General features: G+C 47.7%; 16 protein-coding genes and 1 tRNA gene. 14 read left to right on the top strand and 3 right to left on the bottom strand.

Annotated features, from left to right (window positions below):
* Nucleotides 1-325: 325 nt before the first annotated feature.
* From serS to HMPREF3190_RS03440, 8 genes are all read left to right on the top strand, one after another.
* Complete coding sequence (gene serS / locus HMPREF3190_RS03475) at nt 326-1,603, top strand: serine--tRNA ligase (RefSeq protein WP_066780558.1); 1,278 nt, start codon at nt 326-328, stop codon at nt 1,601-1,603.
* Between the two features lie 14 nt (nt 1,604-1,617).
* Entirely contained in the window at nt 1,618-3,087 is a 1,470-nt protein-coding gene (locus HMPREF3190_RS03470; protein WP_066780425.1) for a hypothetical protein, read from the top strand.
* Between the two features lie 3 nt (nt 3,088-3,090).
* Nucleotides 3,091-3,510, top strand: a complete 420-nt coding sequence (locus HMPREF3190_RS03465; RefSeq protein ID WP_066780420.1) for a hypothetical protein — start codon at nt 3,091-3,093, stop codon at nt 3,508-3,510.
* A 219-nt stretch (nt 3,511-3,729) separates the two neighbouring features.
* Nucleotides 3,730-4,269, top strand: coding sequence for a YtxH domain-containing protein (locus tag HMPREF3190_RS03460; protein WP_066780418.1), 540 nt, complete (start codon nt 3,730-3,732; stop codon nt 4,267-4,269).
* Nucleotides 4,270-4,352: 83 nt separating this feature from the next.
* Complete coding sequence (locus HMPREF3190_RS03455) at nt 4,353-5,246, top strand: PRC-barrel domain-containing protein (RefSeq protein ID WP_066780416.1); 894 nt, start codon at nt 4,353-4,355, stop codon at nt 5,244-5,246.
* Nucleotides 5,247-5,289: 43 nt separating this feature from the next.
* Entirely contained in the window at nt 5,290-6,168 is an 879-nt protein-coding gene (locus HMPREF3190_RS03450) for a TVP38/TMEM64 family protein (protein WP_082715128.1), read from the top strand.
* Nucleotides 6,161-6,448 carry a TM2 domain-containing protein gene (locus HMPREF3190_RS03445; protein ID WP_066780556.1) on the top strand — a complete coding sequence of 96 codons (288 nt, stop codon included), beginning with the start codon at nt 6,161-6,163 and terminating at the stop codon, nt 6,446-6,448. The genes HMPREF3190_RS03450 and HMPREF3190_RS03445 overlap by 8 nt, the downstream gene beginning before the upstream one ends.
* A gap of 341 nt (nt 6,449-6,789) precedes the next feature.
* A complete protein-coding gene (locus HMPREF3190_RS03440) occupies nt 6,790-7,734 on the top strand; it encodes an aldolase (RefSeq protein ID WP_066780414.1) in 945 nt (314 codons plus the stop codon).
* A gap of 63 nt (nt 7,735-7,797) precedes the next feature.
* Here the strand turns inward: HMPREF3190_RS03440 and HMPREF3190_RS03435 are convergent.
* Nucleotides 7,798-7,881, bottom strand: a tRNA-Leu gene (locus tag HMPREF3190_RS03435).
* A gap of 55 nt (nt 7,882-7,936) precedes the next feature.
* Nucleotides 7,937-8,914, bottom strand: coding sequence for a 3'-5' exonuclease (locus HMPREF3190_RS03430; RefSeq protein ID WP_066780412.1), 978 nt, complete (start codon nt 8,912-8,914; stop codon nt 7,937-7,939).
* Between the two features lie 470 nt (nt 8,915-9,384).
* Between HMPREF3190_RS03430 and HMPREF3190_RS03425 the strand changes: the two genes are divergently transcribed.
* The 6 genes from HMPREF3190_RS03425 (at nt 9,385) to hypD (ending at nt 17,949) form a co-directional block, all read left to right on the top strand.
* A complete protein-coding gene (locus HMPREF3190_RS03425; RefSeq protein WP_066780409.1) occupies nt 9,385-10,821 on the top strand; it encodes a Sapep family Mn(2+)-dependent dipeptidase in 1,437 nt (478 codons plus the stop codon).
* 201 nt (nt 10,822-11,022) lie between these two features.
* Complete coding sequence (locus HMPREF3190_RS03420) at nt 11,023-11,736, top strand: LytR/AlgR family response regulator transcription factor (protein WP_066780407.1); 714 nt, start codon at nt 11,023-11,025, stop codon at nt 11,734-11,736.
* Between the two features lie 42 nt (nt 11,737-11,778).
* Nucleotides 11,779-13,782: a glucose-6-phosphate isomerase gene (locus HMPREF3190_RS03415; RefSeq protein WP_082715127.1), complete on the top strand. Its 2,004-nt coding sequence runs from the start codon at nt 11,779-11,781 to the stop codon at nt 13,780-13,782.
* A gap of 18 nt (nt 13,783-13,800) precedes the next feature.
* Entirely contained in the window at nt 13,801-16,509 is a 2,709-nt protein-coding gene (locus tag HMPREF3190_RS07585) for a carbamoyltransferase HypF (protein WP_066780405.1), read from the top strand.
* A 49-nt stretch (nt 16,510-16,558) separates the two neighbouring features.
* Nucleotides 16,559-16,819, top strand: coding sequence for a HypC/HybG/HupF family hydrogenase formation chaperone (locus tag HMPREF3190_RS03405; protein WP_066780403.1), 261 nt, complete (start codon nt 16,559-16,561; stop codon nt 16,817-16,819).
* Nucleotides 16,819-17,949, top strand: a complete 1,131-nt coding sequence (gene hypD, locus HMPREF3190_RS03400; protein WP_066780401.1) for a hydrogenase formation protein HypD — start codon at nt 16,819-16,821, stop codon at nt 17,947-17,949. Before HMPREF3190_RS03405 ends, hypD begins: the two co-directional genes overlap by 1 nt.
* A 258-nt stretch (nt 17,950-18,207) precedes the next feature.
* Here hypD and HMPREF3190_RS07580 read toward each other — a convergent pair whose 3' ends face one another.
* A complete protein-coding gene (locus HMPREF3190_RS07580) occupies nt 18,208-18,411 on the bottom strand; it encodes a hypothetical protein (RefSeq protein WP_449676121.1) in 204 nt (67 codons plus the stop codon).
* Nucleotides 18,412-18,618: the final 207 nt, after the last annotated feature.

Raw genomic sequence — 18,618 nt, 5'->3', positions numbered from 1 at the left:
AACGTATAGAGCTGTTCTCGTGTGTTCCTGTTCCCACAATCGCGCCAACGCCCGCGCCAACTCTCGTGCGTTCCCGCCAGTGAGCACTTTTTCAAACGCTTCAGGCAGCAGCCCGCGCTGCTCTCGTGCGTTCCCGCTCCGCCACGCTCACCCGTAAGCCCGCAAGCCAGCACCGTTGCAAGCACTGCACACACCCGTTCTCGTTGAGCATGTGCATTTCGTTTAAGGTACAACGACATCGTCCGAAAGGAGAAAAACTGCGCTATACTTGCACTACATGTATTCCTTTATGCTTATCAACGCTAAGAGTTTGAGGAGCGCTATTATGCTTGATTTACGCTTTGTCCGCGACCATCAAGAAGAAGTTGCGCAGGCTATGCACAACCGAAATGCTGAGTGGGACGCGCAGTTATTTGCCGACCTTGATGCTACTCGTCGTGAAAGCATTTCATCAGAAGAAGCACTTCAAGCATCGCGTAACGCACGTTCAAAGGAAATTGGCGCTCTTATTGCCGCAGGTAAACAGGAAGAAGCCGAGCAAGCAAAGGCGGATGTTCGCGCTATTAACGATCAACTTTCAGAGATTTCTGCCAAGCGTGAAGCAATAGATACGCGTTTGCATGAATTGTTGTTGAAAACGCCGAATATGCCTTGTGCTGAAACTCCTGTTGGCAAAGATGAAAACGACAATCCAGAAGTGCGTCGTTGGGGAACACCCCGTGAATTTAATTTTGAGCCGCTCGCGCATTGGGATTTGGGTGCTAATCTGGGTATTCTCGATTCTGAGCGCGGAGCAAAGCTGGCAGAAAGCCGCTTTGTGTTGTTGGGTGGATTGGGAGCGCGCCTCGAGCGTTCCATTATCAATTTTATGGCTGATACGCACACCACCCGCGGTTATAAAGAGTGGTGGTGTCCTGCTATGGCAAATGCGCAAACCATGACAGGTACAGGTCAGTTGCCAAAATTTGAAGAAGACATGTTTAAAACGCGTGAGGGTTTGTATCTTATTCCAACGGCGGAAGTGCAGTTAACTAATATTCATGCAGGCGAAATTCTGGAAGCTGCCGATTTGCCACTGCGCTATTGCGCGTTTACGCCGTGTTTCCGAGAAGAAGCAGGAAGCGCAGGTCGTGATACCCGTGGTCTTATTCGCCTTCATCAGTTTGACAAGGTTGAAATGGTCAAATATGCAAAACCAGAGGAAAGCTATAACGAGCTTGAGCTTATGACAAACGATGCAGAAAATATCTTGCAGTTGTTTGGTTTACCGTATCGCGTTATTACGCTTTGCACGGGTGATATTGGCTTTTCAGCTGCAAAAACTTATGATGTTGAAGTGTATTTGCCTTCGTATAACGGCTACAAGGAAATTTCGTCATGCTCGAATTGCGAAGACTTTCAAGCGCGCCGCATGAACATTCGTTATCGCGACCCCGAGCAGTTCAAAGGCACCCGTTTAGTGCATACGCTGAATGGTTCAGGCTTGGCAGTTGGGCGCACGATGGCTGCAATTTTGGAGAACTATCAGATGGAAGACGGCTCTGTTCGCGTTCCTGATGTGCTGGTTCCTTATATGGGTACCGATGTTATTGAACCTGCTTAGAGGTGTTTGTTAGCGTGACGGCACCGCGACATACCAGTGGATCGTTTAGTTCGGATGCGCACGATAACGAAGCTTTCGAAATACCATGCACTGTGCCTGCTGTTCGTATGAAGCATGCACGAGTGTTTCATGACATACAGAACGATATTCCTGTTGTGCAGCCTCCCGTTCCCGATGTGTCGCGTGCTGATACTGTGCCTGATGCATCGCGTTTGGCTGGCGTACCTGCTGTTTGTCGTGTTTCTACTACCGGTGCGCTACCACGTGTTCCTGCAATTTTTGCTGATGAGCATGCCGATTCTGCACATTCTGCAATACATGAACGTATTCAGCAAGAACACGCTGTAAAGCAAGCTTCTATTCCGTATGAGCGTAGTGCACGCAGCGAACATTGGAGCGAGTCCATTAGTAGTTTGCAGCACGAAACAGCAAACTTACGCAAGCTTGATAGCTCGAGAGTGCCGCGTATTGATACGCGTACCGATACGGCGCATGCGCCATCTGTGTCTCAAGAGAGTAAGCATGCCACACCCACCGCTGTTCCGCACAACAGTAAACCCACCGCACCCGTGGCTGCGCAGCAGAATAGTGAGCATTCTGCATTCTCTGCACCTCAGGATATTAAACCGCACATGCCTCAGTTTTCGCTGGTGAAAGGCGATGCTGCACGTGATAATACTTCATCACAGGCTGTGCGTCATGCTGTGCATGCAACAGCGAATGCATACGTACACCGTTCACATAACACAACCGAGCAGGTGCGTTTTGCAGCGCGATTGGCATCAGCACAGCAAACAGAAGCGTCATCAGCGCGCACAAACTATAGAAGTCGTGCAACGCGAGCAATGCAATCAGCTGAGGGGTCTGCACCAGCAGCCCAAACCCAACCAGCACGTACATCGCACCTACGTACTAACTCGCACACATCCGTGCACTCGCGTACAACTTCGCGATTGTCCACACGCTCGCATGCAGCTAGCCGTTCACACGCGCGCTCAAACGTGCGCCCACGAGCAAACGACACGCTCCATGGCGCTCGGTTTATTATCACAGGTTCGCTTGTGGTGCTGGTTCTTGTTACGCTTATCAGCGGTATATTTGCATGGAATCGTTGGTGGCGATTCAACGATGTTCAAGATATTCAGGGTGAATGGGTGGTACAAGGCTCATCAGTATCCGTTTTCTTTACTAACGATAAAATCTTGCTTACCAAGAAGTTACCGTACGATTATAAGATTGATCCAGTTGCTAAAACACTCACATTCTCATTTGGGAAATTTCAAGGAAGCGGACGCTATATGTTCAGGCACAATCGCACGCAGCTTGTTATTTTAGATGGTGCAACGTTTTCGCCGGTATCAACATTGCGCGACGATATTGATGATATGCTGCATCCTGATATTATGGACGATATTATCAGCCAGAAAAAAGCACCAGTAAGCGTGTTCGAGCGGCCTATTCACGTACCTGCGCCGAAAGAGTAACGCATGGCATTGCGTATTAACAGTATTGATATTTTTCCGCGTGAAGCCCATATTTGTGTAAGTATAGGTAATGCGTTTCCAAAAACGGTATCGTCTGCGTGTGCGCAGTATATTTTGCAGCAATATCCTCAGCTTGCCAATCATGCTTGTTTTAGCGGGGGTGCGCGCGTATTTGGACAGGTTATTCAAGGAACATCGGTGCCTCACGTACTCGAGCATCTCATTATTCACGAACAACTTTTACAATGCGCGTATGCGTATTGTGCCTCATCAGCATTGCGCCTTGTAGGGTGTACCACATGGAATAACGATGAACACACGAGCGCGCTTATTCGTGTTATGTTTTACGATGACCTTGTATTGTTACGGGCTTTGCGCACACAAACGGCATTCTTGAATAAAGTTTTGAAACAATGTTCGTAAGGCAGCATTCATAGCACATACGATAGTATTCATAGCAAGCGCCGGCAGCATTAAAGCAAGCCTGATTCCTGCCTGATTCTTGGGGGCTTCCTCTATGGGGTTCCTTCATGGGTGCCGCCAATCTTACATTTTTGCAAGTTTCATATGATGGTAGCGTAGCGTGTGCTTATCACAGGTATAATAAAGTAATACAAATGTACACACAAGAAGGAGGACACCATGAAAAAGCTGGGAGCATTTATCCTCGGTGGTTTAGTGGGCGGTGCAATTGCTTTGCTGTATGCGCCTCGCACTGGTAAAGAATCGCGCGAATTGGTGTGCGAAAAAGTAAATGCTGTATGGGGAGAAGCGAAAGATTGGACATCATCAGCTCCTGCGGGCGTGCATGATGCATTTCAAACGGCAGTTTCTCGTGGTGACAGCCTGCTTCATGATATGTCTGAAAAAGGTCAGAAGTTTGCAGAAACCGCTCGTGAACGGGGGCAGCAGTTTGCCGAGAACGCTCGTGAACGGGGAGCGCAATTTGCTGAAACTGCTCGCGAAAAAGGACAGCAGGCATATAGCGCAGTTACATCGCGCGTAACGGGTGCTCCTGCATCGTTTGATGATGCAAACGACGAGCTGCGCGAAAAGATTGAAGCTGCACGTCAGCGCATTTCCGATCAGGTAATTCGCAACGCAGAAGAATCAACATGCACTCCTGCACAAAATGTAGAACACTACACCAGCGCTGAACGTGACGAATCAAGCGAACAATAAGCACACGGGTTTACCTATACGTGTAGCTAGAAAAATGATTCTATATACTGCACTGCGTTAAACGTAAGGACTTATATCGGGTTATGGTATCTTCTGTTTTTGAACATAATGTAGAGCAACTATCAACACGCTTTCTTAAAGGGAAGCGTGTGTTTTATTGTGACAAACAGGGGCGCGAACATCGTGTTGGTAAAGTGCATATGTGCGTATTTCATCCAGAAAAACCTCTGGTTATGGGATTGTTAGTGCGACGTCCTGATCTTGCATTTATGGTGCACCGTAGCGATATTTTTGTATGGCGCGATGCGTTTTCTATTGAAGACGGGCGTATAAAACTTTCTTCCGACAGATTGCGTTGGGGTAAAAAGGCACTCAAACAAGCTCCTCCATCTGGTGATGTGTGCGAAGACGATGCAGTGCTGTTCGATTATGAAAAATGTGTACTTTGGGAAGGTATGCCGCTTATTACGCGTAACGGCCAGCATATTGGCAGCGTGGGTGATGTGCTGTTCAGTGTAAATACAGGGAGCGTTATACAGGTAGTTGCTACACAAGGAGCTGGCACAGACGCACTGATTGGAACACGCACGATTCCTGCAAACTTACTTGTTGGCTTTCGTTTTGGCAAAGGCGCTCGCTTGCGTGATAGCGCGGCATCAAATCAATCGCTTACGCAAAATGGCAGTTCAGATACTGAATTATTGGGCGCTATTATGATTGACGATGCTGCAGAACAGCTTGAAGAAGCAGGTGGAGCAGCTGTTGCGCTTGGTACAGGTGTCGGTAAAGTACAACAGCGTGTCGTTCAAAACGTCAAAGATATTACGCCGCCGTTACAAGACGCTACTAAAACCGTTGCGCGTGAAGCTACTAAAGCAGCGTATAAGGGTGCGCAGGCAACACAACAGCAGCTTAAACGTGCAAAAGGTATGTTTGCAGCATTTAAGGAAGAGTACGAGAAAGCATCACGCGACTAATATAGAGTGAATTGTACTGCTCGTTTCGCACGTAAGGAATATTATGTCTCATAAACAGTCTGATAGTACCAGCACTAATGCTACCAGCACCGCGCGCGCATCGTCACGTTCCCAAGAAACACCAACCCCATCTGCCGCTTCTGTACAAGGATCATCACGCCCGCGTCTTCAAAAAGATGAAATCATCAAGTTTTTAATTCTTATTGGGATTGGGTGCGTTGGTGTAGCGTGCGTTATTGCGCTGTGGCCTCAAATTATGGATTTGTTTTCAGAGGGTGGCGTTAATAGGCTTGTCGATAGAGTGCAGCAAGCAGGTTCGTGGGGTGTGTTGTGCTTACTTGGTTTGCAGCTGCTGCAAGTAATTGTGGCATTTATTCCTGGTGAAGTAGTGCAAGTAGCGGCTGGACTGATGTATGGACCCGCGCTTGGCGCGTTGATTATTGTGGTAGGCGCAGCACTTTCGTCTGCGATTGTGTATATCATGGTGCATAAATTGGGCGCGCCTTTCGTTCAAAAAATGGTTCCAGAAAAATATATGAACCAAATACAGAAGTTTGAGGAAAGCAATAAATTTGAAGTGATTGTATTCATTTTATTTTTCCTGCCTGGCATGCCAAAAGACGCATTTACCTATCTGTTGCCACTCACGCGTATGAAGCTGGTGCCTTTTTTGGTTATCACGACGCTCGCGCGCACACCTGGAATTGTTGCATCAACGTATGCAACGGCTGGTTTTGTGAACGGGAATATCGTTGAGGCAGTTATTATCGTTGCTGTTGTGGTTATTATTGCGGTGGTAGGAATTATATTCCAGAAGCAAATTGTAAGTGCGCTCGGTCGTTTTACGTCGCATGCGTCTGCAACGCACGACACCACCGCCACCCACAAAACGCAGGAAAGCCACTCCCATGATCATGAATAATCATTTTGATGCCGCTACGTATCGTCCGCGTAAAACAAAATACGCAGCAGCTTTATATGCATTTTTCCTTGGTATATTTGGCATTCATAAGTTCTATTTAGGTTATTATCAAACAGGGTTTATTATGCTTGCTATCAGCGTTATTGGTGGAATTGTAACATTTGGTATTGCAAGTTGTGTAATGTGGCTTATTAGTATTGTTGAAGGTATTGTTTATTGCTTGCGTAAACCAGATGCGTTTCAGCAAACGTATGTGCTGCATGAGCGCTCATGGTTTTAGATGCGTGATATAACAGCTACAATTGTGCGTTTACCTCTACGCTTATAGGTACGCTGAACCTCAATCGTACGGGTGCAGGCGTACGCTACCGCGCGTGTGTTTATGCATACCACCGCACAAGCGACACACGGGGCATGTACTCGAGCCGTATTGCCCGCAATACCGCTTGCGTGTTCGTTTTTGCCATAATACGGTGCATTGCTCCAGAGTGCATGTCTTTTCGTTACAATACAGCTATACGCTTAAACGTTTGTGCTGTATACCGTTGTGCTTTTAGTATGCGTGTACCTGCGCATATCGAGCTTTATAAGCCCACGTAGCATATCAACAAAGGAGTAACTATGCTGTCAATTTCTCGAAATGACGTTCGCGTGCCGATGGATGTACCTGCTGATGTACGTGAAACGTATATCAGCAATTATCTTGCTGCAACGCGTTCAACAGGTCGTTTGATGCTTTTTGCATGCGATCAAAAGGTTGAACATTTGAATGCCGATTTTTATGGTGAAGGTATTGATCCAGCCGATAATAATCCCGAGCATTTTTTTCGCATTGCTTCACAGGGATGTTGTGGAGTTCTTGCAGGTCAGCGTGGACTTATTGCGCATTATGCTGCGAGCTATCCTCAATTGAATTATCTCGTTAAGATGAATTCAAAGACCAATTTAGTAAAAACAGCACAAAGCGATCCTTATTCAGGCATGCTCTACGATTTAGATGACATTTTACTTATGCGCGATGCTGGCGTAAATGTGGTAGGGCTTGGTTATACGGTATATTTGGGCAGTGATTATGAAGCAAGTATGCTCTCTGAGGCAGGCGCTCTTATTGCGCGCGCTCATGCCGAGGGTTTGCTGGTAGTGCTCTGGGTTTATCCACGTGGCGCAGCTGTAAAAGCAGAAAAAGATCCAGCGCTTATTGCAGGTGCAGCAGGTGTTGCGCTGTGCTTAGGCGCCGATTTTGTGAAAGTAAACCCACCTAAAGTGGACGGTGATGCTCATGCAAGTGCTCGTGCTTTAGCCATTGCATCAGAAGCAGCAGGTAGATGTGGGCTTGTTTGTGCTGGCGGTTCTACTGTTGATGCGCGCAGTTTTTTGGAGCAGCTGCATGATCAAATTCATGTGGGACATGCGCTTGGCAATGCTACGGGACGTAATATTCACCAGCGATCACTTGATGAAGCCGTGCGTTTAACGAAAGCAATTAGCGCTCTTACCCTTGCGGATGCTTCTGTTGATGAAGCGGTTGCCATTTATGAAGGAAGAAAAGAATTTAGCATTGAATAGATAGTGATGTAAGGGAGATGTGCAGTTCATAAGAGCTGTACATCACTTATATCAGCATAAAAGTGGTGCCCGAGGCGAGAGTCGAACTCGCACGAGTTTCCTCAACGGTTTTTGAGACCGCCGCGTCTGCCATTTCGCCACTCGGGCACGATCGAATTGCAATTATAACCTATCAGCGTGTGCGTGTATAGGTAGGAACACGTTATTTTTCTTTGAAAAGGTCGCACACTGCTAATTGTGCCTGAACGCACCGCAGCATTAAATCGGTATCGTCTAATCCTTGGTGCACTTCATTTTCATGTTCAGCAAGCACGCCACGTCTGCGCGCCCAATTTTCAAGTGCTGCTGGCTTATCGCGATACGACATACGCGCTACTTCTGAATCGAGTGCACGGCATATATCACGCGTATCAATGATGATAATCTTGCCCTTAAGACGCTCTTCTAAATACCCTGGTAAATGAAGAGAAAACCACGAATCTTCAAAAGCAGCATTGTGCGCTAATACGGGATATTTCTTGAACAGCGAAAGCAAGGTTTTGTGAAGCGCAGTATTTTCGCGAAATGGAAGTGTACCATTAAGATTTTGCCACGTAATATGGTGGATATGTGATAATGGCACAGGACGATTGCGATAGCATGCTGGCAAGTTACAAAATTCGGTACAACCATCAAAGGGTGTAGCGGTGGGCGTTAGTTCCATAAGCTCCCAACCCACATTAAGAATGTAGCCGCGTTCAGGGCGAAGTGAGCTTGTTTCAATGTCGATACCAAGCACACATCCTTTCATCGGCGCAAGTGAAAATCCTGATGCCGCTGAGCGGCTACGTTCGATAGTTTCTTTGTGAATTGTTTCTTTACGTCTGTTCTGCAGTTTTGCTACACCAGCAATGACATCGTTTTCAGTAAGCCATTCAAGGCGCTTAGGAAGCAGTTTTCGCAGTTCAAATTCGGGAACACTATCGCAATCTGCTCGGTTGCGGTCGCATAAATCAAGGAGATCGCGTGTTGCTTCGTTTACAGGAACAGGTAATTCAGCACCTACTTTCATCGCATGAATAATTTCAAACAGTGCATTTTCGTTTTGTACAATTTGCCCCATAAAATGCGATGGATTGTTGATAAACATTGACGGGAGAGGAATAGAATGTGCGTGATTGAGTGCTTCTACAAGATTCATTGCTTGTTCCTTTTCTTACGATGTATGCGGTATATCTGCTATGTATGTACCGTGTACGTGCGTAATGTTCGCGTGCTACAGAAACTTTGATAGGTGTCAGGATGATTATAGTGCATTCTCGTATGAAAGTGATGAACTTTGCGCACGGTGGCTGTATGCACAATGAATCGTGAACGACATATACCCATGCATACGGCGCCTTCATACGGTATACATGACACGAAAAGCTTATATGACATACATTCATGTACACGGCGCCTCCATACCGCATTTATCGCTCAATACTTACTTCTTTACATTTTTTAGTAGCAGATTTTTTCAATTTCATTACAATGGAACATGTTAGGTTGTAGGAGCTGAAGGGGAAAACGTTTCTGCAACGTATATGTTTTTGTTCTCTTTTTGCAAGAACATAAGGGTTATTCGGGTGATCGTGCTTTCTGTTACAGGAGCACAGTGGAGGAGTAACAATGGCAGATTTTTGTATCAACGAACGTAAATTAGCATTTCAGCTGCGTAAATTTATCGATCGAAATTGGGAATCAATGCTTGATGAGGTAGCTGCACTTGTCGCTATTCCCAGTTATGCTGAGCCTGACAAAGCAGCGCCAGGTGCGCCGTTTGGCCCTGGTCCTGCTCGTGCGCTCGATTATGTGCTAAAGCTTGCGTATAAGTTTGGTATGGAGCCGCACAATTGTAACGGCTATATTGGGTATGCTGATTTATACGGAGCACAAGCTGAGGATAGTTTTCATACTAAAGAAGTAGGAATTATAGCTCATCTTGATGTTGTGCCTGCTGGTTCAGGTTGGGATTTCCCTCCGTATGAAATGACGCGCAAGGAAGGTTATCTGGTTGGTCGCGGTGTTGCTGACGATAAAGGGCCGCTTGTTATGGCGTTGTTTGCTATGAAATTTTGGCGCGAATTTACACCTACGCTTCCATTCCGCACTCGTTTTATCTTCGGCTGTGATGAGGAAACAAAAATGCGCGATGTCGATTATTATCGTAAGCGCTTCTCTGATCCGCTGTTTTTATTTACACCCGATGCTGCGTTTCCTGTTGCATACGGTGAGGCGGGTATTCTATCGGCATCATTTGCACTACCTGCGCAAACAGGGAGCGTTGTGCAATCCATTGAGGCAGGGGTTGCAAGCAATGCCGTTCCTGCGTCTGCGTGTGCACGCATTCTCGATTTAGGGCAAGAATTTGAGGCTGCTGAGGGCATTAGCGTTACGCGTGATGGCGGTTGCTTCCTCATTCAAGCACAGGGCAAAAGTGCGCATGCATCTCAGCCTGAACAGGGAGTAAACGCGTTGGGTATCCTTGTGCGTTACTTGCTTGATAATGAAGTGGGAAGCAAAGCTGAAAGCGCGTTTTTTGAGCTTATTGAAAAACTTACCGAGTCGACTGATGGAGCAGCTGTTGGTATTGCTGCAAGCGACGAAAGCTTTGGCTCGTTGGTAAGTAGTGCAACCTTATTACGCAAGGAAGATAATGCGCTTAAAGTATACGTTGACGTGCGCTATCCTTCATCAACGAATGCTGAGGCTATCAGCAAGACGTTTGAAGCGCTTGCCGAGAAATTTGGCGCGCATTTTACGCTTGAACAAAATAAAAATCCTTATCGCATCGACCCTGATTCTCCGTATGTAAAAGCACTGAACGATGCGTATAAAAAAGCTGCTGAATTGGAAGACACTCCTAAACCTTTCACTATTAAAGGTGGTACGTATGCACGTAAGTTCCCACGTGCTGTTAGCTTTGGTGCGGAAGTTGAAGGCGAAGCATTGCCTGAATGGGCAGGTACAATGCATGGAGCTAATGAAGCAATTTCTGAAGAGTCGCTTAAGCGTGCATTTAAGGCGTACGTCTATGGCTTGTGCAATTTAGGCTCAGTTGTGTAGTGTATTTCCGCGAGGCGTGCATCGTATTTTTCATAAGGAGTGCGTCGTCTGTTTACGAGGAGTGCATCGTGTAATGGCGGCGCTCCTCATTGCAGTGCTGTCACAGCAGCGCGCAATGCTTTGTTATATAATAGAGAACACGTTGTTAGTGCTACCTTGCGTGCTACGTGTACGTTTTGTAGGCTTTAAAAGGAGTTTTGTGTGTTAAAGGCTATGATCGTTGATGACGAGGCACCTGCGCGCTCTGAACTGCGGTTTCTTCTTGATGAAGAAGGAAATACTGAGGTTGTTGCTGAAGCAGCAAGTGTGAGCGAAGCTATTGAGAAATTGAAGGAATATCCGTGTGATGTGGTATTTCTTGATATCAATATGCCAGAGGTTAATGGTTTGAAATTTGCTGCTGGTTTGCAGTGCCTTACCAGCCCGCCTGCGGTGGTTTTTGTAAGTGCATACAGCGAATATGCTCTCGAAGCGTTTCAGGTGAAAGCCGTTGATTACCTGGTAAAACCTGTTGAAACCGATCGTCTTGCTCAGGCGCTTACTCACGTGCGTGATAATGTAAATTTGCGTATAGCGGCACAAAAATCACAGCGCATTGCTGTTGAAAAAAATGGTGGCAAGATTTTTATTCCCATTGATAGTATTCGCTACGTAATGGCACGAGATGATTATTCGCTGCTTCAAACTGAAACCGAGCGTTTCTATTCGCCTATGAGTTTAACGCTGTTTGAAAAACGCTACGAATCACATGGATTTTTTCGCGTGCATCGTGGCTATTTAATTAACGTTTCGCATGTAGAGTCGGTTTCCACGCAGCAAGGTGGTACGCTTCTTGTAAACATGCGTGGCTTTGATGAGCCTATTCCTGTTTCACGACGTCGAGCGTCTGCCCTCAAACGCGCCCTTGGTATGTAATGCTATGACGTGCGTTTTTCTTTAGAGAGGAATTTCGTATACATGATTTCAGTAGAAATGGAGAAGTTATATCCTTCGGGCAAGCTTCTCGTAAAAGAACATATTGCAAGTCGCATACATGCTCAAGATGCAACAGTATATAATTTCTCCCCTGAAGCGCAAGCAATCGCGCAGGAATATATGGGTTGGACGACGCTTGCATCAAATCCACCGTATCCTCTTGAGCGCATTATGGCGTTTGCGCAGGAAGCACGCCGCAGTAACGTAACTGACGTGGTGCTTATTGGCCAGGGTGGTTCTACACAGGCATCGATGACAATCACCAAATACAATAAACCCAATTCTGGCTCCATACGGTTTCGTACGCTCGATTCCGATTCTCCCGTGCGCTTGCGTGAAGTGATGGGTAGTATTAAACCTGCCTCTACGCTGGTAATTATCTCGTCAAAAAGCGGTGGAACGATCGAGCCGCGTCTTATGTTGCAGGCATTTCGTGAAGCGCTGAAAGAGTTTTTGCCTGAAGAAGATATTGTGCGGCATTTAGTAGCTATTACCGATCCAGGCTCAGAATTAGAAGCGCAAGCACAACGCGAGGGGTGGCTTGCTATTTTCCCAGGAGAACCAAGTGTTGGTGGGCGGTATTCTGCACTTTCAATCTTTGGTTTATTGCCTGCTGCGCTTGTGGGAATTGACATTGCGGAACTGATGGAACGCGCTGCGCAGGCTGAACGTGCATGCAGCGAAGATTCCATTGATAATCCCGCTATCGGCTTAGCGTCGTTTCTCTTTGACAATTATCTGGCAAATCGCAATAAGTTTTCTCTGCTTACACAAAAGCGTGGACGTGTGTTGGGCTTGTGGATCGAGCAACTTGTTGCTGAAAGTTTAGGTAAAGAAGGCAAGGGAATTTTGCCAAATATCGAGGTTGATTCCTTGTTGTTGTCGCGCGACCCAGGCGATCGTTGCGTTGTGATGTATAAAACAAAAAACGATTCGTGGGATGAAACATGCAATTTTGAGATGAGCTTGTCGTATGTTGATCCCAATATTCCGCGTTCAATTTTTCGCATTGATACGGTACAAGATTTGGCTGAGCACTTTGTGATGTGGGAATACGCCATTGCTATGTGCGGTTACCTTATGAAAATTTGTCCGTTTGATCAGCCTGATGTCGCATCTGCAAAAGCTGAAGTGTTAGAAATTCTTCACAAGGGTGCTCCTGCCCCCGACCTTGTTGACTCGTATATTGGGCCGTGGAATATGGGCGAAGTTGAAGTGCGTATGGGTTCTACCTTTCAGCAGCAAACATCCGTTATTGAAGCTCTAAAAGCGCTGTTTGGAAGCATTCAGCAAGGAGATTTCTTTGCGCTGAACGCGTTTTTGCCGTTTACAGGTGAAGGACGTCGCGAAGCGCTTGAAAGCATTCGTTTTTTTGTAGCGCAAACCTTTGATATTGCTTCGTGTTTGGAAGTAGGGCCACGTTATTTGCATTCAACAGGTCAGTTGCAAAAAGGTGGTCAGAACAACGGCGTGTTCCTTATTTTATCGGCTGACGAGCTGAAGGATATTCCGCTGAAAGAAGGCGCACCGAGTTTAGGCGAGCTTGCAAAAGCGCAAGCTATGGGCGATTTAGTAACGCTGTCTGCACGTGGACGACGCGTTATGCATCTGCATTTACCCGATAATTCTGGCGTTACCTTAGGTGCGCTTGCAAAAGTAATTCAACAGAATGTTGTGAAACACGCTACCGATGCTGCGACTGGGGTTGCGGTTGGAGCTGCGACTGATACGGCACATGATGCTGCATCTGGAGTTGTACCTGTTTCCGCGCCAGCGCACAACGCTGAATCAGCAGTTGTCGCTGATATGGTACGTGACAACGTATGTGACGTTACCTGTTCTGCCGACGTATCTTCGCCCGCACCTGTTCCCGTGCAAGCAGTTGTATCTGAACCTGCACCTGTTCTCGCGCAAGAGGCTACCACCAACGTTCCAGCTGCCATACCCGTTTCCGCTTCTGCACTTGAACATGAAGCCAAAAACTAGGCATGTAGTGGGGTTTTTATGATCGAGGCACAGCGCGTTAAAGTAACAGGAGTGGTACAAGGTGTCGGTTTTCGACCATTTATTTATCGCCTTGCACACACCTACCAACTTACAGGTTGGGTTTTGAACGCGATTGATGGCGTGACGATTCACTGTGAGGGAAGTGCTGAGCATCTTGATGCGTTCGTGCTAGCGATTGCAAATGAAGCGCCACCTGCGGCTTTGGTGCAACATATTACTATCGAGCCGTGTGCGCTTCAGCATTTTACGAGCTTTGAGATTCGTCATTCCGATAAAGAAGACGCACGTGAAACGACACTTGTTTCACCTGATCTTGCAACGTGTGACGATTGCACGCGTGAGTTGTTTGACCCTATGAACAGGCGCTATCGCTACCCCTTTATTAACTGCACCAATTGCGGGCCGCGTTATACCATTATTGAGAAGCTGCCTTACGACAGGCCGAATACCTCGATGAAGGTGTTTCCGCTGTGTGATGCGTGCGAGTATGAGTACGAAAACCCTCTTGACAGGCGCTTTCATGCGCAGCCAAACGCATGCTTCGAGTGTGGGCCGCATATCAGTTGGTATGAAGTGCCTCGCGTCACTTCCGCATCATCTTCCGCACATGAGCCCACCACCAGTGCATCCGTTTCCTGGAGTTGGGGAACAACGCGCGAAGAAAGCGACGCTATTCTTGCACGTGCTGTGCAGCTGCTTGCTGCGGGCGGTATTGTAGCTGTTAAGGGTTTAGGTGGCTTTCATTTGGCAGTTGATGCGTTGAATGCACGTGCTCTTGCAACTTTGCGTGCGCGTAAACATCGCAAGGGGAAAGCATTTGCGGTGATGATGCCGTCGCTTGAAAGCGTTCAGCGTGTGTGCGACGTAAGCGCTGAAGAGGCGAAAGTGCTTTTGTCGCCGGCGCGCCCTATTGTGCTTCTGAAAAAAAAGCCGCACGTGCAATTTGCTCAAGGACTTGCCGATGCATTGCCTGAACTGGGTGTTATGCTTCCGCAAACACCACTTCACCATTTGCTGCTGCATGATTTTTGTGCGGTATCGGGGCGTGATATGTTGGTTATGACGTCGGGAAATGTGCACAATAATCCGCTTGTTATTACCGATGAAGAAGCATTGCGCGAACTTGGAGTCATTGCTGATGCGTTTGTGAGCAACAATCGTGACATTCGCGTTCGTATTGACGATTCGGTGGTGCGCGTTTTATCGTTTACGCACGTCACACCCTCTGAATGTGCCCCCACAGTCACTGCGTCTGCGGCGTCCACGGGGTCTGCGGCATCGATTGCCGATGAAGGGGAGGAAGCTGCTTCGCTTCCCAATGCAGAAGAAGAAACGGCGTCGCGTGCGTCAACTGCGCCTGTTTCCGAACCCGCAACCGCAAACGCCACTGCGCCTGCGTCCGTGTCCGCCAAACCCGAGCCCGCAATCGCCAACGCCACCGCGCCTGCGCCTGTTCCCGAACCAGAACCCGCGCAATCTGCCTATTCACCAGCGCAAACAACCACCGCCGTGCAGTTCATCCGCCGCGCACGCGGGTACGCGCCACTGCCCCTTTCTCTTAAACACGAGCATCACGCCAACGAAACACTCTTGGCGCTGGGAGCTGAGCAGAAAAACACCATCACATTGGTTAGCGGCACGCGCGCATTCGTATCGCAGCACATTGGAGATGTTGAAAACGCAGCAACATACGATTCATGGCTTGCGGCTTCTTCGCGCTATGAACAGCTATTTTCCATGCACCCCACCGCTTTCGCCTGCGACAAACACCCCGAGTATCTTCCCTCGAAATGGGCGCGCGATGAACACCGCGCAAGCCAGCTTCCGCTTGTTGAGGTTCAGCATCACCACGCGCATATAGCCTCTGTACTGGGAGAACACAACATCACGCACGCGGTGTGCGGCATCGCGTACGACGGTACAGGCTACGGTACCGATGGCCGCATTTGGGGTGGCGAAATTTTGGTAGCAACACAGCAGGCCTTCGAGCGCTTTGCCAACTTCGCGTACGTTCCGCTGCCTGGTGGCGCCAAGGCCATTCGCGAACCGCTGCGCTGTGCCTATGGTGTATTGTGGGCATTTGACTTGCTTGAACATCCAGCAGCCAAGCGCATCGTGCAAGCGATGGGTGCGCAATCGCGCATTTGTGCAGAAATGATAGAGAAAGACATCAACTGTCCGTATACGTCATCAGTTGGACGGCTTTTTGACGCTGCAGCTGCGATAACAGGAGTTTGTTGCCACCCCTCGTATGAGGGCGAGCCAGCTATTTTGTTTGACGCTGCACGCGGTACCCTTGAACCTGATTTCGATAAGCGGTATCGTATGGAAGTAGTAAAAAATACCGCTTCAGCGCAAGCAACCGCGCAGGATACCTCGGTTGTGGTAATCGATGCTGCTCCTGCATTTCGTGCTTTGCTCGACGATATGGAAGCTGGGGTTGAGCTTTCCGTTATCGCAACGCGTTTCCACACGGCGCTTCTTGAGGTAAGTGTGCTGATTGCACGTATGGTAGCAAATGTGTATCAGCTTTCAACAGTGGCGTTATCAGGTGGCGTGTTTATGAATCGCTTTCTGGTGGAATACCTGGTTGAATATCTCAATAATGCAGGGCTTACGGTTGCGCTTAATGCAAATCTTCCACCAAATGACGGCTGTATTTCATTTGGACAGGCGGTTGTTGCATTACGTAAACAGAAGTGGTAATACAAACATAGTTGCAGCACGTTTGCACTCGCCGGGAGGGGGCTTAATTATGTGCTTAGCAATTCCAGCAAAGATTCTAGAACTTCTAGATGATCACATGGCGCAAGTTTCCATTATGGGTACTACGCGCGAAATTTCGCTTGATTTAACACCAAGCGCTCATCAGGGCGATTATGTGTTAGTACATGCAGGCTTTGCCATCGAGATTGTCGATGAGCAGTATGCGCGTGAAACTTTGGCAGTTATTCAAGAAATGGGCGATGTGGTTGATACTGAAGAGCTTATGAGTGCGTCAGGGGTGGCGCTGTAATGAGCATTTTGGTTGAACCGAAAATACAGCCTGTTCAGCAACTTTCGATGGAAAGTGAACTGGCGCAGTTTAAGAATCCGCAGCTTGCAAAAAAAGAGCTTGAGATTATTCGTTATTATGCGCCACCTGAGGCTGTGCTGATGGAAGTATGTGGAACGCATACCGTATCCATCGCGCGTAACGGCATTCGTGATCTTATGCCGAAAGGTATTCGCTTGGCGTCTGGACCAGGGTGTCCAGTATGTGTTACCGCTAATAAAGACATCGATACTGTTATTGCGCTTGCGCGTATACCAGAAGTGACAATTGCTACCTTTGGCGATATGACACGTGTACCTGGTTCAACGTCAAGTTTGTTGAAAGAACAAGCGAAGGGCAAGTCGGTTCGCATTGTGTATTCGCCGCTTGACGCGCTTACGCTTGCTCGTAAAAATCCTGATAGACAGATTGTTTTCGTGGGTGTTGGTTTTGAAACTACCACACCGCTTGTTGCAATGGCCGTGAAACGCGCCGCCGACATGAAACTGAAAAACTTCAGCGTATTTGCCGCTCATAAGAACATGCCCGGCGCGCTTGAAGCGATTATCTCCGACCCGCGCCTGAAGGTGTCGGCACTTATTTTGCCTGGTCATGTAAGCACGATCATCGGTGCGCAGCCGTATCAGTTCCTTGCGAAGAAATACGGCATTCCTGGCGTTATTACAGGGTTCGAGCCTGTTGACATGCTGCAAGGCATTGCCATGATCATGAAGCAGCTGCACGATAAAACGGCGTCTATCGAAATTGCGTATGCGCGTGGCGTTATGCCTGAGGGAAATCCTGTTGCGCGTGCTGCGATTGACGAAGTGTTTGAAACCTGCACGTCAACGTGGCGTGGACTAGGACCTATTCCTGGTTCGGGCTATAAGTTGCGCGAAAAGTACGCGGCTTTCGATGCATTGAAGCGCTTTCATCCTGATGTTGAACCCACGCAAAATCCGCACGGGTGCCGCTGCGGCGATGTGTTACGCGGTATTATGGCACCTAATCAGTGTCCGCATTTTAGACGCCTGTGCACGCCGGAAAATCCTGTTGGTCCGTGCATGGTTTCCAGCGAAGGCAGTTGCGCTGCGTATTATCGCTACTATTAGACGCAGCGTTGCGATTGGACGCAGTGGACACAGTGCCGCGCATGGGTACAGCGTTACTATCAGGAACAATGTTGCTCGTGCGTGTAACGGTATCGCTCTTATACACAGCATCGTTACTATGGGATGCGTTCCTAGCTGGTTTTATGTTTCCATTGAATGCGGTATTGCGATTGGACGCAGCATAGCGATGAGGGATAAGGTTGCTAAAAGGCGCGGTGTTTCTATTTCGCGCCCCGTTCTTGCATACTAGCGTTACCATCAGGCATTACGCTTATACCTTGTTCCGCGTCCATTTCCAAATTTAGTGATGTAGCCTTTTTCTGTAAGCTGCCCAAGTAGTTTCAGCGTTTTATTTTTGCCAAAAAAAAACGAAAAAGAATACGTTTGCTTTTGCGTTTGTTTTCGTTTGCTGTTCGCTTGTTTGCAGTGCGTGCCATGCTCGTTTTCGCAGGTAATTTGCATGGTGACGTAAAAATTTGCGTTTGCTTTTGCGTTTGTTTTCGTTTGCTTTTCGTTTGCTTTTCGTGGATGTTTCGTACCTTGCGTGTGATGCTACACGTATTTTCGTTCTCGTTTCTGCGTATTGTTCCGCTACATGCTACATGATATTCCGTTATTGCCAGTATTATTCCGCTAAAATGAAGCCTCATGCACGCTGCACGTTGCACG

The sequence above is a fragment of the Umbribacter vaginalis genome (assembly GCA_001552935.1).
Taxonomy (GTDB): domain Bacteria; phylum Actinomycetota; class Coriobacteriia; order Coriobacteriales; family Eggerthellaceae; genus Berryella; species Berryella vaginalis.
Note: the sequence above shows the minus strand (reverse complement) of the source record. Positions and strands in the feature narration are given on the sequence as shown.

Coding starts and splice junctions, on each gene's coding strand:
- serS (WP_066780558.1), top strand. CDS start 326: ATGCTTGATTTACGCTTTGTCCGCGACCATCAAGAAGAAGTTGCGCAG.
- HMPREF3190_RS03465 (WP_066780420.1), top strand. CDS start 3,091: ATGGCATTGCGTATTAACAGTATTGATATTTTTCCGCGTGAAGCCCAT.
- HMPREF3190_RS03460 (WP_066780418.1), top strand. CDS start 3,730: ATGAAAAAGCTGGGAGCATTTATCCTCGGTGGTTTAGTGGGCGGTGCA.
- HMPREF3190_RS03455 (WP_066780416.1), top strand. CDS start 4,353: ATGGTATCTTCTGTTTTTGAACATAATGTAGAGCAACTATCAACACGC.
- HMPREF3190_RS03450 (WP_082715128.1), top strand. CDS start 5,290: ATGTCTCATAAACAGTCTGATAGTACCAGCACTAATGCTACCAGCACC.
- HMPREF3190_RS03445 (WP_066780556.1), top strand. CDS start 6,161: ATGAATAATCATTTTGATGCCGCTACGTATCGTCCGCGTAAAACAAAA.
- HMPREF3190_RS03440 (WP_066780414.1), top strand. CDS start 6,790: ATGCTGTCAATTTCTCGAAATGACGTTCGCGTGCCGATGGATGTACCT.
- HMPREF3190_RS03430 (WP_066780412.1), bottom strand. CDS start 8,914: ATGAATCTTGTAGAAGCACTCAATCACGCACATTCTATTCCTCTCCCG.
- HMPREF3190_RS03425 (WP_066780409.1), top strand. CDS start 9,385: ATGGCAGATTTTTGTATCAACGAACGTAAATTAGCATTTCAGCTGCGT.
- HMPREF3190_RS03415 (WP_082715127.1), top strand. CDS start 11,779: ATGATTTCAGTAGAAATGGAGAAGTTATATCCTTCGGGCAAGCTTCTC.
- HMPREF3190_RS07585 (WP_066780405.1), top strand. CDS start 13,801: ATGATCGAGGCACAGCGCGTTAAAGTAACAGGAGTGGTACAAGGTGTC.
- HMPREF3190_RS03405 (WP_066780403.1), top strand. CDS start 16,559: ATGTGCTTAGCAATTCCAGCAAAGATTCTAGAACTTCTAGATGATCAC.
- hypD (WP_066780401.1), top strand. CDS start 16,819: ATGAGCATTTTGGTTGAACCGAAAATACAGCCTGTTCAGCAACTTTCG.
- HMPREF3190_RS07580 (WP_449676121.1), bottom strand. CDS start 18,411: ATGCAAATTACCTGCGAAAACGAGCATGGCACGCACTGCAAACAAGCG.